General features: G+C 66.9%; 12 protein-coding genes, 1 tRNA gene and 1 pseudogene. 9 read left to right on the top strand and 5 right to left on the bottom strand.

The window, feature by feature from the left end; translation table 11 throughout:
• Positions 1–89 precede the first annotated feature (89 nt).
• Positions 90–1,106 (top strand): succinylglutamate desuccinylase/aspartoacylase family protein, encoded by a 1,017-nt coding sequence (locus D3261_RS12235; RefSeq protein ID WP_120072780.1) that lies wholly within the window; start codon positions 90–92, stop codon positions 1,104–1,106.
• A 49-nt stretch (positions 1,107–1,155) separates the two neighbouring features.
• Here D3261_RS12235 and D3261_RS12230 read toward each other — a convergent pair.
• Positions 1,156–2,085: pseudogene (locus D3261_RS12230) on the bottom strand (cation diffusion facilitator family transporter); the annotation flags it as partial.
• Between the two features lie 271 nt (positions 2,086–2,356).
• On the opposite strand from D3261_RS12230, the gene D3261_RS12225 reads away from it, so the two are divergent.
• The 3 genes from D3261_RS12225 to D3261_RS20050 all read left to right on the top strand — a co-directional run bounded on the left by D3261_RS12225 (position 2,357) and on the right by D3261_RS20050 (position 3,223).
• Positions 2,357–2,557 carry a hypothetical protein gene (locus D3261_RS12225; protein WP_120072779.1) on the top strand — a complete coding sequence of 67 codons (201 nt, stop codon included), beginning with the start codon at positions 2,357–2,359 and terminating at the stop codon, positions 2,555–2,557.
• A 25-nt stretch (positions 2,558–2,582) separates the two neighbouring features.
• Positions 2,583–2,981: a cyclic nucleotide-binding/CBS domain-containing protein gene (locus D3261_RS12220; protein WP_120072777.1), complete on the top strand. Its 399-nt coding sequence runs from the start codon at positions 2,583–2,585 to the stop codon at positions 2,979–2,981.
• Between the two features lie 80 nt (positions 2,982–3,061).
• The gene (locus D3261_RS20050) at positions 3,062–3,223 is read left to right on the top strand and encodes a hypothetical protein (protein WP_158589389.1); all 162 of its coding nucleotides are present in this window, start codon (positions 3,062–3,064) and stop codon (positions 3,221–3,223) included.
• Between the two features lie 47 nt (positions 3,224–3,270).
• On the opposite strand, the gene D3261_RS12215 is transcribed toward D3261_RS20050, so the two are convergent.
• Positions 3,271–5,757 (bottom strand): cation-translocating P-type ATPase, encoded by a 2,487-nt coding sequence (locus tag D3261_RS12215; RefSeq protein ID WP_120072775.1) that lies wholly within the window; start codon positions 5,755–5,757, stop codon positions 3,271–3,273.
• Positions 5,758–5,972: 215 nt separating this feature from the next.
• On the opposite strand from D3261_RS12215, the gene D3261_RS12210 reads away from it, so the two are divergent.
• Positions 5,973–6,518 carry a COX15/CtaA family protein gene (locus tag D3261_RS12210; protein ID WP_120072773.1) on the top strand — a complete coding sequence of 182 codons (546 nt, stop codon included), beginning with the start codon at positions 5,973–5,975 and terminating at the stop codon, positions 6,516–6,518.
• A gap of 1,502 nt (positions 6,519–8,020) precedes the next feature.
• Here the strand turns inward: D3261_RS12210 and D3261_RS12205 are convergent.
• Both D3261_RS12205 and D3261_RS12200 read right to left on the bottom strand, forming a co-directional pair.
• Positions 8,021–8,094 (bottom strand) — tRNA-Lys (locus tag D3261_RS12205).
• 491 nt (positions 8,095–8,585) lie between these two features.
• Complete coding sequence (locus D3261_RS12200; protein ID WP_120072771.1) at positions 8,586–9,479, bottom strand: 1,4-dihydroxy-2-naphthoyl-CoA synthase; 894 nt, start codon at positions 9,477–9,479, stop codon at positions 8,586–8,588.
• A gap of 284 nt (positions 9,480–9,763) precedes the next feature.
• On the opposite strand from D3261_RS12200, the gene D3261_RS12195 reads away from it, so the two are divergent.
• The 4 genes from D3261_RS12195 to D3261_RS12180 are packed head-to-tail and all read left to right on the top strand — an operon-like array spanning position 9,764 to position 13,117.
• Entirely contained in the window at positions 9,764–10,711 is a 948-nt protein-coding gene (locus D3261_RS12195) for a glycine betaine ABC transporter substrate-binding protein (protein WP_120072769.1), read from the top strand.
• Entirely contained in the window at positions 10,711–11,445 is a 735-nt protein-coding gene (locus D3261_RS12190; protein ID WP_394337580.1) for an ABC transporter permease, read from the top strand. The genes D3261_RS12195 and D3261_RS12190 overlap by 1 nt, the downstream gene beginning before the upstream one ends.
• Entirely contained in the window at positions 11,442–12,440 is a 999-nt protein-coding gene (locus tag D3261_RS12185; protein ID WP_120072759.1) for an ABC transporter ATP-binding protein, read from the top strand. The genes D3261_RS12190 and D3261_RS12185 overlap by 4 nt, the downstream gene beginning before the upstream one ends.
• A complete protein-coding gene (locus D3261_RS12180; RefSeq protein WP_120072757.1) occupies positions 12,440–13,117 on the top strand; it encodes an ABC transporter permease in 678 nt (225 codons plus the stop codon). The genes D3261_RS12185 and D3261_RS12180 overlap by 1 nt, the downstream gene beginning before the upstream one ends.
• A gap of 2 nt (positions 13,118–13,119) precedes the next feature.
• Here D3261_RS12180 and D3261_RS20860 read toward each other — a convergent pair whose 3' ends face one another.
• Positions 13,120–13,242, bottom strand: coding sequence for a hypothetical protein (locus D3261_RS20860; RefSeq protein ID WP_255409221.1), 123 nt, complete (start codon positions 13,240–13,242; stop codon positions 13,120–13,122).
• Positions 13,243–13,295 lie beyond the last annotated feature (53 nt).

Raw genomic sequence — 13,295 nt, 5'->3', positions numbered from 1 at the left:
CGGGGCAAAGTTGTAGCGATGCGTCGTCCCCTCGAACGGATGAAACCGGAGGCGGGAGGGCTTTAGGGATGGTTCACCTTCGAGGGGCAATGGCCGAGGGCGCGTTTACGTACAACGGCGGGAAGGTCGAACCGGGCGAGACCCAGAACATCAGATACGGTATCAGCGAGACCTACATGGGCGACCCCGTCCGGATCCCGGTCACCATCGTCAACGGCGCGGAGCCCGGCCCGACGGCCTTCCTCAGCGCGGCGGCCCACGGCGACGAGCTCAACGGCGTCGAGGTCGTTCGAACGGTGGCCCACGACTGGGACCACGCCGACCTCCACGGAACGCTGGTCTGTCTCCCCGTCCTGAACGTCCCGGGCTTCCTCGCCCAGCAGCGCTACCTCCCGATCTACGACCGCGACCTCAACCGGTCGTTCCCCGGGAGCGAGACCGGCACGAGCGCGCGCCGGATGGCCCACCGGATCTTCGAAAACTTCATCGCACCCTGCGACCTCGGGCTCGACTTCCACACCTCGACCCGCGGGCGGACCAACATGCTCCACGTCCGGGCCGACACCGGAGAGGAGGCGGTCGAGCGCGTCGCCAAGGCGTTCGCCTCGAACGTCGTCATCGGCGGTTCGGGACCGGACGGCACCCTCCGGGGCGAGGCGAGCGCGAGCGGTACACCCACGATAACCATCGAGATGGGCGAGGCCCACCGTTTCCAACGCGAGCTCATCGACCGCGCGCTCGCGGGGGTCGAGAGCGTGCTCGCCGAGTTCGGGATGCGACGGACGAGCGCCGTCCGGTGGCCCGGCTGGCGCACCGTGATCGACGGAAGCTCGGCGAAAACGTGGCTCCGGGCGGACGTCGGCGGGCTGGTCGACATGCACCACGACGGCGGCGACCTCGTTCGCGAGGGCGAACGGGTCTGTACCATCACCGACCCGTTCATGACCGAGTCCGAGACCGTCCGCGCGCCCTTCACGGGGCTGCTCGTCGGCGTGCTCGAAAACCCGCTCGTGTATCCCGGCAACCCGCTGTGTCACCTCGTCGAGCTCGACACCTCGACCCGCCACGCGCTCGAACGCGACCTGTCACGAACCGCGCCCGCCTGAGCTCCCGGTCAGTGGTCGTGGGCGGTGAGGTGGGGTGGTGGGTGTTCGCGGGACAGCACTCGACGGTGGCGTGGTCGACGCCCGCCTCGGCCAGCACGTCGTGGATCTGCCGGGTCACCGATTCGCGGTCGACGCCCTCCGCCGCGGTCTCGACGTGGGTCGTGGCGACCGTGATCTGCGAGCAGACCTGCCAGGCGTGGAGGTCCGTCACGCCGGTGACACCGTCGACCTCGGCGATCGCCGTCCGGACCGCCTCGCTGTCGAACGGGGTCCGGTGGAGGAAGATCGCGCCGCTGCCGCGGAGGAGCTTGCCAGCACTCCAGAGCACCACGAACGCGATCAGGCCGGCGGTGATGGGGTCGATGACGCTCACCCCGGTGTACTCGACCGCGAGCACCGAGACGATCACCGCGACGGAGCCACCGGCGTCGCCCAGGAGGTGATAGAACGCACCGCGCTCGTTGAGGCTCATCTCGTCGCCTTCGAGCACGAGCACCGACCCGAGGTTCACCGCCAGACCGAACCCCGCGATGAGGAGCGTGGGGCCGGTCGCGATGCCGACGGGGTCGATGAAGCGCTGGACGGCCTCGTAGACGATGAAGACCACCATCGGGACGAGGAGCGCGCCGTTGACAAACGCCGAGAGGGGTTCGAGGCGGTGGAGGCCGAACGACCAGCGGTCGGACGTCTCGGCGTTGGTGGCAACGTAGGAGGCGGCGAACGCCATCACGTACGCGAGCGCGTCGAACAGCATGTGGACCGCGTCACTCAGGAGCGCGACGGAGCCGAACAGCAGCCCGCCGGCGAGTTCGGCGACGAACCCGACGACGTTGATGCCGGCGACGAGCGCGAGCGTTCGAGTGCTGGCGTCGTCGCCGTGGCTGTGGCCGTGTCCGTGGCTGTGGTCGTGCCCGTGGTCATCGTGTCCGGCCCCGCCGTCGGCCGACGAGCCGCTGGCGTGGGACGACCCGTTGGACATGGAAGGAGGTAGAACTCGATGTTATATTAAATCTCCTGCCATCAAACCGGGTTTCGATATTTAGCGTTGATAAGAATTCGTCGATTTGTTAGCAAAAGGTCGGGCGCATCTGGTCGTTCGTCGCTTGAATGGATCGCCGGATACGGCTGTGTGGTTGATCTTCGGAACCGAATTTCTTCAGTAGTGGATATTCGTTTCCTGAAATCATCTGCAATGAATATATCGTGTATTAGGGGAAGATAGATACGCGACGTTGGTCGAGCGGGTACACATGGGAACTGCTTCGGGAGCCGGCGACGTCGGGACCACGTGTCGAACCGCGGTGACGGAGGTCTGGCCGGGCGAGTTCGAACTCAGGATCGAGACCGGGCGCGGGGACACCCCGACGACGACGGTCCACACGCTCGACGCCGCCCAGCTCGACGCGCTCGGCGACCACATCGGGGACGCGCTCCGGGACGCCGACGGATGACGACGTTCGTGCGCCGAGGTCTCGGATGATCGAAACCCACGTCGCCGAGGTCATGACCGCACCCGCCTCGACCATCGAGCCCACGGCGACGGCTGCCGAGGCCGCCGAACGCCTCCGCGACCGCGCGGTCGGCTCGCTCGTCGTGGTCGGGGACGACGGGATAGCGGGGATCGTCGTCGAGTCCGACATCGTCGTGCTCGTCGCCGAACACCGCGATCCGGGGCTGCCGGTCTCGTCGGTCATGACCACCCCGGTGGTGGTGGTCGAGAGCGGGGACCACATCGCCGCGGCCGCCGAGCGGATGCAGGACCACGGGATCAAGCGACTCCCCGTGGTCGACGACGGCGACCTCGTCGGCGTGGTCACGACCACCGACCTCGCGTACTACCTCCCCCGCTACCGCACCGAGATCGTCGAGAACTGACAGCTATCGGGACCCATCGACCTCGACCCGCTACGCCCGTTCGGGGAAAGCTTATGCCCCCGTGCTTCGGAGTCCTGGGTATGGGTTCCCTCATGGACGAACGTGTTGGTTCCAGCGAGAACATCGAGGTCGGGGAGGTCCGGAAGTGTCGGGTTCACGGACTGTTGTTCGACGCCGATATCGCCGAGATATGTCCGATGTGCGAGTTCGAACGTACCGACCGGATCGCCAACGGATCCTGAACGCCGGCGAGAGCGGTCTCGTCGGGACTGGTACTCTTTTCCGGTCTTCAGACCTCGCGGGTGCCGCCGTCGGTCGCCCGCGGTGAGCCGCCCTCCGCGGGCGCGATCGACGGTCGCGAGTCGGGGGTCGGGTCGTCGGGGAGCGGGTCGATGCCCATCCCGCGGGCGGAGTTCGTGACCACGACCAGCGAGCTCACCGCCATCGCGGCCGCGGCGATCAGCGGGTTGACGAGGCCGGCCACCGCGAGCGGGATGGCGACCAGGTTGTAGCAGAACGCCCACCCCAGGTTGGTCCGGAGCCGGCGGCGCGTCCCGCGCGCGACCGCGAAGAAGGCCGGGATCGGCCGGAGGCTGTCGCCGGAGACCACGGCGTCGGCGGCGTCGATCGCGAGTTCGGTCCCGTTGGCCATCGCGATCCCCAGATCCGCCGCCGCGAGCGCCGGCGCGTCGTTGGTGCCGTCGCCGACCATCGTCGTCGTGCCTTCCTCGCGGAGCCGACCCACCACCGCCTCCTTGGCCTCCGGTGGCACGCCAGCGAAGACCTCGGAGACGTCGGGGTGGCCCGAGAACCGCTCGGCGATCTCGCGGTCGTCGCCGGTGAGCACCACCACGCGGGGACCTTCCTCGGCGATCGACGAGACCACCTCTGCCCAGTCCGCACGCGGGGTGTCCCCGACCTGGAGGACTCCCTTCGCCTCGTCGTCCCACGCGACGAGGGTCGCGAGGAAGCCATCGGACCGCGTCTCCCGGACCTGCTCGTCGATGGGCTCGGGGACCGCGTAGCCCGACTCGCGAACGAAGCCCGGATGTCCGACGACGACGCGCTCGCCGTCGACGGTCGCCGCCACGCCGCGGGCGTGGCTCTCGAAGTCGGTGACCGTGCGAGCGGTTGCATCGCTTCCACGGTCGCGGTCGGCGGCCACGATGGCCTCGGCGACCGGGTGGCTCGACCGGGTCTCGACCGCCGCCGCGCGCGCGAGGAGTTCGTCGGGGTCGTCGCCGCGCACGCCGTCGAGCGACATCTCGCCCGTCGTGAGGGTGCCGGTCTTGTCGAACGCCACGATCTCGGTGTCGGTGATCCGTTCGAGCACGGTGGCGTTGAGCACCGTGATCCGTCGTTCGGCGGCCTCGCGAACGCCCGAGACGATCGCGAGCGGGGTCGCGAGCCCGAGCGAACACGGACAGGACACCACGAGGACCGAGACCCCGATCAGGATCGCCTGGCCGATGGATGCGCCGGTCAAAAGCCAGCCGACGGTTGCGAGCGTCGCGATCGTGACCACCACGGGCACGAAGACGCTCGCGACGCGGTCGGCGAGCCGCGTCGCGCCCGAGTCCGAACTCTGGACGTTCCAGATGAGTTCGACGAGCCTGTCGAACGTGCTGGTGGCCTCCTCGCCGACCTCGATCTCGACTGCGTTGTCGGTCACCACCGACCCGCCGACGACCTCCTCGCCGAGGCTCTTCGAGACTGGTACGGATTCACCGGTGACGAGCGACTCGTCGATCGCGGCCTGCCCCTCGACGACCGTCCCGTCGATCGGGACGCGCTCGCCGGGTTTGACGAGCACACGGTCGCCGGGCGAGAGGGATTCGAGCGCGACGTCGTGGTGGCCCTCGTCGGTGAGCACGCGTGCCTCGGTGATCCTGGACTCGGTGAGCGCCGAGAGGTCGCCGAGCGCGCGGCGCTTGAACCGGGCCTCGATGTGGTTGCCGATGCTCACCACCACGATCACCATCGTCGAGACGTCGAAGTAGACGTGGGTGGTGTCGAGGAACGCGAGCGCGAACACCGAGTAGACGTAGGCCGCGAGCACCGCGAAGGCTATCAGCACGTCCATGTTCGGCTGCCGGACTTTGAGACTGACGTAGGCCCCCCGGAGGATCGGGAAGCCGACGCCGAAGAGCACGATGGTGCTCCCGAAGAAGATCGGCACGAACGCGATCAGGCTGGCGCTGGTGCCCGAGAGGAAGCTCTCGGGGTAGTAGCCGAGGTAGACGGGATAGAGGAAGGCGGCGTAGAACATCATCACCGCCATCGCCGCCAGCCCGCCGAAGACCAGACGGAGGCGGCCGAACTCGAAGCGCTCCTCGGCCCCCTCGTCCTCCTCGTCGGGGTCGCTGGCGTGGTAGCCGAGCTTGCTGACCGCGTCGATCAGCCCCCCTCTGTCGATCGTCGACGGGTCGTAGTCCAGCCGGACCATGTCGGTCGCGTAGCTGGCCTGGGCGTCGTTGATCCCGTCGGTCTCGGTCGCGCTGGTCTCGATGAACGACTCGCAGGTCGAACAGTGCATCCCGTCGACCGAGAGGAAGGCCGTCTCGCTCCCCTCCGAGTGCTCGTGGTCCGACCCGTGTTCGTGGTGGGCGTGATGGTCGTGGCCGTGCTCGTGGAGGTCCTCGGCGGAGACGTCCTCGGTCTCGTCGAGCCGTTGGAAGGTCGCGAGACAGCCCTCACAGCAGAAGACCCCGTCGACGTCGGCTGCGGTCGCGGGGTCGTCGCCGACCGGCGACCCGCACAGCGTACACTCGGTCACTGGGTCGTCCCCGCGCTTCGGCGGTCGCGCACGGAGCGGCGGGCGGTGTGGACCCGCCGTCGCGGCCGGCGTTCACCCCGCAGTCCCGGTCCAGCGTGCATGGGGGAACTGGGGTCCGCGGACGGGTATCGGTTGCGGTTACCCCCTCCACGGCACCCGCGGTACGCTCACGCTTTCGAAAGGGTGAGGGTCGCGGAACGGGTACCGGCGGACGAATGGCCAACGAACCCGCGGACGCCGCGGCCGGCGGGCGGTGGCCGGCCCGGCTCCTCCGCTATCTCGTGACGCTCTCGCTCGTGGGCACGGTACTGTTGATGGGCTTCGGGATGTACTCGGTGGCGATCCGGGGCTGGATGTCCTGCGGCGAGGCGTTCCCGATGTGTGCCGGCTCGTTGATCCCGATGCTCGACCCGGGGGCCGCGCAGTCGACGGGCTACACCGCGACCCAGGTCTACGCCGAGTGGTTTCATCGTGCCGTCGCGTTCGTCACCGGCCTCGTGATGCTCGGCGCGACGGCCCTCGCGTGGTGGCGCGTCGAGGGCTACACGCTCACGACGTGGACGATCACCCTCGCAACCGCGCTCCTGCCCTTCGAGGCCTACCTCGGCGTCGTCACCGGCGTCCCAGACCCCGCGACGACCCTCGTCGCTATCCACCTCGTGGTCTCGTACCTCGTGCTCGGCGCACTGGCCGTCGCCACGGGGATCACCTGGTGGTCGCGCGGGCGGCGGTCGCGACGACACACCGGCCACGTCCACTGACTCGCGAGGGGAAACAGAGTTCACGGGTCGCGAGTCGACTCGGACCCAAACGCCGACCGCCCTGCTCAACGGCCACACTACCAGGGTCGGTCGCGGTTTCGGTTTAAAACGCGACGGCGACGGGATAGTTGTTCGCCCCCACCGTACTGTGCGTTACCACAAGCCTCATTATCGTAACACACGAATCATTCAGTGCTCGGGAGAGGGGTTCGCAAAAAGGGGGAAACCCCGTTGCGTGGCATCACCCTGCTCTCGAGTTTCCCGGACTGGTCCGTTGACCAGTACCAGTGACAGCGGGGCGACTTTTATAGGCCTTGTGAAACGACACCAAATCGTTCTGTTCTAACATATCGTCCCGGCGTCGGAGACCGTCGTCGGTCGCTTCGTGGAGGAGGGGACGCTCCGGACCGAAAGTCCACGTCCCCTTGTGAAGAGGACGAAGACGTCCGCGTGAATGTTGTTCTGTGAACGTGATAGGCATCGGTCCGATTTCCTCACGGGACGAACGTCGTGTTTTTACGAGTCAGCCGACGAAGGTTTGCAGTAACCTTATAAACGACACCCATGATCATGCAAGTGGGTGATGCCAATGCAACGGGACGATGGGACGAGTGGACGGGAACGGAGCGTGAAAACCTGCGACCGGTGTGGAAAGGGGATGCCGGATCCCTACGTCGGCAACGGGACCTGCTATCACTGTCGGAGAGCCAGCCAGTAGAAGCCCGATACGTCACTCGCACCGACCGCTTAGCTGCCGCTCTTCGTGAGGGAAAACGGGGGGGGAGGGAAGGTAGGACCGGAGGGGAAGTGTTACAGGTGATGCCAGGCAACGGAGTCCCCGTATCGGTCCTATATCAACGTCACTGCTATTCCGTAATAAGCTTTGTGTGGGCGGGCGAATCCGACGGTTAGCACGAGCACAATCGGGGTCCAGGAGGGGTCGATGCACCGGCCAAACCGGCCGGTGCTCGGTCGACGCCATCGCTCGTCGACTGACGGTGACGATGCCGACGAACCGCGAAGCGATGACGTGGATCCATCGAGGACGACGAAGTTCGCCTTCGGTGGTTCTATCGCCGCTCTAATTCACACCGAGATTCAGGGTGGGGCGTGTTCGGGGGAGCTACCGACAGCTCGTGCATGTCCCGTCCACGATGTCCATCGCCGCTTCGCCACACAACTTGCAGTACTCTACGACACCGCTGCCAACGTTCGTCTTCGCCATACGTGTTTTTTGGTTTCGTCGACGGTTGTGTGGCTGGCTTTCAACGGCAAGGTAACGGGCGGGACGGGAGGAGCGCTCACATCGAAGCACGTCGTCGCACAAACCGGCGGGTCATACGGGTGACAGCCGAGGTCTACCGGACCTCGCGGTTCGGAACGACGGATACGGGTTGATTCCGATGGGAGGAGGTCCTACGAGGGTTGTGGTGCGAACGAGGTGACTCGAACGGAGTAGCGGAAGTCACTCGCCGGTTCGCGTCGCTCATCGGCTCGTTCCACGGGCCGGAAGGGATTTGAACCCTCGACCGTCTGATTAAGAGTCAGATGCTCTCCCTAACTGAGCTACCGGCCCTGTGATTTCGAGTTACTCCGGCCGGGTGAAATACGTTTTCCTTCCGGGCCGCCGCGGCCGCGGGGCGGCGTGGTCCGCGGCCGCGGTGCGGAGGCGGTACGGTCGCGCGACCTGGTGGATGAAGGGCGAGGCGCACGGCTCACGGGTCGCTCCGCTCACGGTTCACTCCGTTCACCGTTCGCCTCGTGGCCTCCCAGTGGTCGGCCACGGCCCCCTCCCCGTTCGCATCGAGGCGCGTCGCTTCGCTCGCGCCTCGCTGGCGAGGGCTTCGGCGGAGCGGAGGGGGTGCCGTGCGGTTGCGGAACGGTGACGTTAGTGATCCTGCCGCGAGCGAACGAAGTGAGCGAGCGGGCGCGAGGGTGACCATCGTTCTCGCGAGCGGAGCGAGCGAGAGCACGGAAGAGCGAAGCTCTTCCGGTGGGAACCCGACGCGCTTTTGATCCACATTTTGCCAGCGAGCCGAAGGCGAGCGCAGCAAAAGGTGGGGGTTTCTAGTAGTACCACGGCACGTCCGAGAAGTCGGGGTCGCGGCCCTCCATGAACGCCTCGCGGCCCTCGCGGGCCTCGTCGGTCATGTACCCCAACCTGGTCGCCTCGCCCGCGAAGACCTGTTGTCCCACCATGCCGTCGTCGGCGAGGTTGAAGCCGTACTTGAGCATCCGCATCGCGGTCGGCGACTTCGAATTGATGGTCTCGGCCCACTCCAGAGCTACTGTTTCGAGCTCCTCGTGTGGCACCGCCTCGTTGACCATCCCCATCTCGGCGGCCTCGGGAGCAGAATAGGTCTTCCCGAGGAAGAACACCTCGCGCGCCTTCTTCTGGCCGATCTGCTTGGCGAGGTAGGCCGAGCCGAACCCCGCGTCGTAGCTCGCGACGTCGGGGTCGGTCTGGAGGAACTGCGCGTGCTCCTCGCTCGCGATGGTGAGGTCACAGACCACGTGGAGGGAGTGGCCGCCGCCGACCGCCCAGCCCGGCACCACGCAGACGACGGGTTTCGGGAGGTGGCGGATCGCGCGCTGGACTTCGAGGATGTGGAGCCGGCCGGTTCGGTTCTCGCCGTCCGATTCGTCGTCCTCGTCGTACTCGTAGCCCGATCCCCCACGAACGGACTGGTCGCCGCCCGAGCAGAAGGCCCAGCCGCCGTCCTTCGGCGATGGGCCGTTGCCGGTGAGGAGCACACAGCCGACGTCGGTCTGGCGTTTGGCGTGGTCGAGCGCGGTCGCGAGCTCGTCGACGGTCTTCGGCCGGAAGGCGTTGCGGACCGCGGGACGGTCGAAGGCGATCCGCACCGTCCCGGAGTCGGTCGCGCGGTGGTAGGTGAGGTCGTCGAACTCGAATCCTTCGATCGGGGTCCAGCGGTCGGCGTCGAACAGGTCCGAAACCATACTCAACCATCTCGGCTGGCCGAAAAAACTTCGTCGCTCGACGGGTCGCCGGTAACGTCACGTGAACGGACCCGGGCTCGGGTCGAGGTTCGGGAGCGGGTTCACTACCCTGGCAGTGCGGCTCTCGTTCAGAGGGGTTGGCACGTGCAAGCACGGAAGGTATCAGTGGACAAACGTATGCTTCGGTGGCTTCCTCATGGACCATCACACGCGTCGAACCGGGGAGCAGTCCATCCGACCGCCGTCCGTCGGACGTGACAGCCCCCGGACCGCAAGAATCACCCGTGAAAACCACCCGACGTAACCTCCTTCGATACGGGGGCGCGACCGCGGCGACACTCGGGACGACCGGACTCGCGGGCTGTGCCGGCGTGCTGGGTGCCACCCAGGCGGGAACCGTGAAGGTGAGCTCGGCGCGGTTTCCCGAGAGCATCCTGTTGAGCTACATGGCGATCGAGTCGTTGCGGGCGAACACCGACCTCACGGTACTCGACGAGACGGCGCTCGGCGGCACCCCGATGAACTTTCGAGCGGTCAACAGCGGCGAGGTGTCGATGTTCTGGCTCTACACCGGTGGCGGGTGGACCACGATCCCGCCGATCAAAGACCGGGTGATCGCCGACCCGGGGAAACTCTACACGGCGGTGAAACGCCAGATGAAGCGCGAACACGGGCTCGCGTTCCTCCGTCGGGCTCCCTTCAACAACACCTACATCCTGATCGCGAGCTCCGAGTGGGCCAAGAGAACTGGTGTGAAGACGATGAGCGACTTCGCGAAGTACGTCTCCAACGGCAACACCGGTTTCGGGGTCGTGATGGGACCGCAGTTCCAGTCCCGCCCCGACGGCTGGCCCGGCTTGGTCGAGCACTACGGCTTCGCGGACGCCGCCTCCTCGCTCAACGTCCGGAACGTCGGCAACTCCCTGACCTACCAGGTCATCGGCCGTGGCGGGGCCGACGTCGGCGTGGGCTTCAGCACGAACCCCAACATCCGGAAGTTCGACCTCGCGACGATCGACGACGACGAGGGGTTCTTCCCGGCGTACAACCCCGCCCCGCTGGTCAACGGCGAGGCGATCGAGGCCAACCCCGAGATGCGAAAGCCGTTGAACCAGATCGGTCCGACCCTCACCACGGACAAGATCATGCGCCTCAACGGGCGGGTCTCGCTCCAGAACGAGGACCCCCAGCGGGTCGCACGTGACTACCTCCAGTCGGAGGGACTGCTGTGATCCCCGAGTTGGTGGTCTCCGGTCCGGCGTTCCTCGGCCCGTTCGACCCCTTCGTCGATTACGCGGTGGACAACGCGGGACGGCTGTTGCGGCTCACCTACGAGCACGTCGTGCTCACCCTGATCACGCTCGCGATCGCGTTGCCGATCGCGATCGGGTTCGGTGTCCTCAGCAGCTACTACGACCGGCTGGCGACGGTCGTGCTCTGGGCCGCGAGCATCCTGCTGACGCTCCCGGCGATCGCGCTGTTCGGCATGCTGGTTCCGGTGCTCGGGATCGGCAACCCGCCGACGATCGCCGCACTCGTGGTCTACGCCCAGCTCCCGATCATCCGGAACACCTACGTCGGGCTGACCGAGGTCGACGCCGCCGCGATCGAGTCCGGAACCGGGCTCGGGATGACGCGCTTCGAGCGCCTGCGGCGCATCCGGCTGCCGGTGGCGCTGCCCGTCGTGATGACGGGCATCAGGAACGCCGTCGTGATCCTCGTCGGGCTGCTCGCCATCGGGGCGTTCATTGGGGCGGGCGGGCTCGGCGGCCGGATCTTCTACGGCATCTCCCAGACCGACACCCCGATGATCGTGGTCGCCACGGTGCTCGTCTCGCTGCTCGCGCTGGCGTTCGACTACGCCTTCGGGGTCGTCGAGGAGGGTCTCCGGCTCCGCAACGGCGAGGAGATAGAGCCGACGATCGTCACACGAACACTCACCGCGGTCCGCACACGACTCACATGATCCGATTCGACAACGTACACAAACAGTATCCCGACGGAACGCGCGCGGTGGACGGCCACGACTTCGAGGTCGAGGAGGGCACCACCACGGTGCTGGTTGGCCCCTCCGGCTGTGGGAAGACCACCACGATGCGGCTGGTCAACCGCCTCGAAGAACCCACCGAGGGTACGATATATTACGACGGCACCGACATCGAGGACCTCGAAGCCACCGACCTCCGGCGGGAGATCGGCTACGTGATCCAGGACATCGGGCTGTTCGACCACATGACCGTCGGCGAGAACGTCGCCACGGTGCCCGAGCTCAAGGGCTGGGAAACCGACCGCACCGCCGACCGGGTGGACGAGCTCCTCGAACTCATGGGGCTGCCCCCGGAGGAGTTCCGCGACAGCTATCCCGGCGAGCTCTCGGGCGGCCAGCAACAGCGCGTCGGCGTCGCCCGCGCGCTCGCGGCGGGTCCCGACGTCATGCTGATGGACGAACCCTTCGGCGCGCTCGACCCGATCACCCGCGAGGAGCTCCAGGACGAGTTCCTCGACATCCAAAAGGAGATCGACACCACGATCGTCTTCGTGACCCACGACATCAACGAGGCGCTGAAGATGGGCGACAAGATCGCGGTGATGAACGAGGGCAAGATCGTCCAGTACGACACCCCGACGGCGCTGCTCGACAACCCGAAGACGAAGTTCGTCGAGGAGTTCATCGGTCCGGATCGAACCCTCAAGCGGCTCCGCGTGCTCCGGGTCGAGGAGGTCATGGAGGCCGAGATACCCGACGAGCACGCGGCGGTGGTCGACGCCTTCCAGTCGGACGACGCCGTGATGGCCGACGGCGGTGAGATCATCCCGGTCTCGCCGAGCGACACCGCCCAGGTCGCGCTCTCGCGGTGTATCCAGGCCGGCGTGGAGGCGCTGCCCGTCGTCGAGGACGCCGACGTGGTCGGTATCGTCACCGAAGCCGCGATCAGGGACCGCCAGACGGGGCCCGCCTGATGGGGGTCCTCGACGTCCTCGTGGCAACGTGGACCTACTTCGTGACCAACTGGGACGCGTTCGTCGGTCTCTTCACCAGACACGTCGAACTCGTGTTCGTCTCCGAGGCCGTGGCGATCCTCATCGCCGTGCCGTTCGGGATCCTCGCGGCGCGCAACGACCGGGTCAAGCGCGTCGTCGAACCCCTCGGCAACGTCGCCCAGACGGTCCCTACGCTCGCGATCATCGCCCTAATGTTGCCGATCCTCGGGATCGGCTTCGTGCCCGCGGTGGTGGGGCTGTTCATCTACGCGTTGCTCCCGATCCTCACGAACACCATCGCGGGTATCGAGAACGTCGACGAGAACACCGTCGACGCCGCCCGCGGGATGGGGATGACCGACTGGGAGATCCTCCGGAAGGTCCAGCTCCCGCTCGCGCTACCGGTGATCTTCGGCGGGATCCGGACGAGCACCGTTCTCAACGTGGGGACGGCCTACCTCGCGTACTTCATCAGCGCCGGCGGGCTCGGGGTCTGGGCCATCGGCGGTATCCAGCTGTTCAACACCCCGCGCATCCTCGCGGGGGCGTTCGCGGGCGCGGCACTCGCGATCGCGCTCGACGGCGCGCTCGCGCTGGTCGAACGACGGCTCGGGAACGACTCGGGGGCCGGCCAGTCGGCCGCCGCGGCGGCCTGAGCTCAGTTCGCCCGCTCGAAAACGGTGTTGCCGCAGTTGCCACAGGACGAGGGGTTCCGGTAGTACTCCGTCCCACAGGCCTGACACCGCCAGTTCGCACCGAGGAGTTTCGAGAGCAGGCTCATGGACGTTCTACGGAGCCCGGACGCGAAGCCTTGTCGGTGTCGAGCGCCACACG

It is taken from the genome of Halococcus sp. IIIV-5B, from assembly GCF_003602035.1.
GTDB lineage: Archaea > Halobacteriota > Halobacteria > Halobacteriales > Halococcaceae > Halococcus > Halococcus salsus.
Note: the sequence above shows the minus strand (reverse complement) of the source record. Positions and strands in the feature narration are given on the sequence as shown.

Bases quoted from the DNA above. Each gene is read 5' to 3' on its own strand.
- D3261_RS12185 (WP_120072759.1), top strand. From the start codon at position 11,442: ATGATCCGATTCGACAACGTACACAAACAGTATCCCGACGGAACGCGC.
- D3261_RS12235 (WP_120072780.1), top strand. From the start codon at position 90: ATGGCCGAGGGCGCGTTTACGTACAACGGCGGGAAGGTCGAACCGGGC.
- D3261_RS12210 (WP_120072773.1), top strand. From the start codon at position 5,973: ATGGCCAACGAACCCGCGGACGCCGCGGCCGGCGGGCGGTGGCCGGCC.
- D3261_RS12200 (WP_120072771.1), bottom strand. From the start codon at position 9,479: ATGGTTTCGGACCTGTTCGACGCCGACCGCTGGACCCCGATCGAAGGA.
- D3261_RS20860 (WP_255409221.1), bottom strand. From the start codon at position 13,242: ATGAGCCTGCTCTCGAAACTCCTCGGTGCGAACTGGCGGTGTCAGGCC.
- D3261_RS12225 (WP_120072779.1), top strand. From the start codon at position 2,357: ATGGGAACTGCTTCGGGAGCCGGCGACGTCGGGACCACGTGTCGAACC.
- D3261_RS12180 (WP_120072757.1), top strand. From the start codon at position 12,440: ATGGGGGTCCTCGACGTCCTCGTGGCAACGTGGACCTACTTCGTGACC.
- D3261_RS20050 (WP_158589389.1), top strand. From the start codon at position 3,062: ATGGGTTCCCTCATGGACGAACGTGTTGGTTCCAGCGAGAACATCGAG.
- D3261_RS12220 (WP_120072777.1), top strand. From the start codon at position 2,583: ATGATCGAAACCCACGTCGCCGAGGTCATGACCGCACCCGCCTCGACC.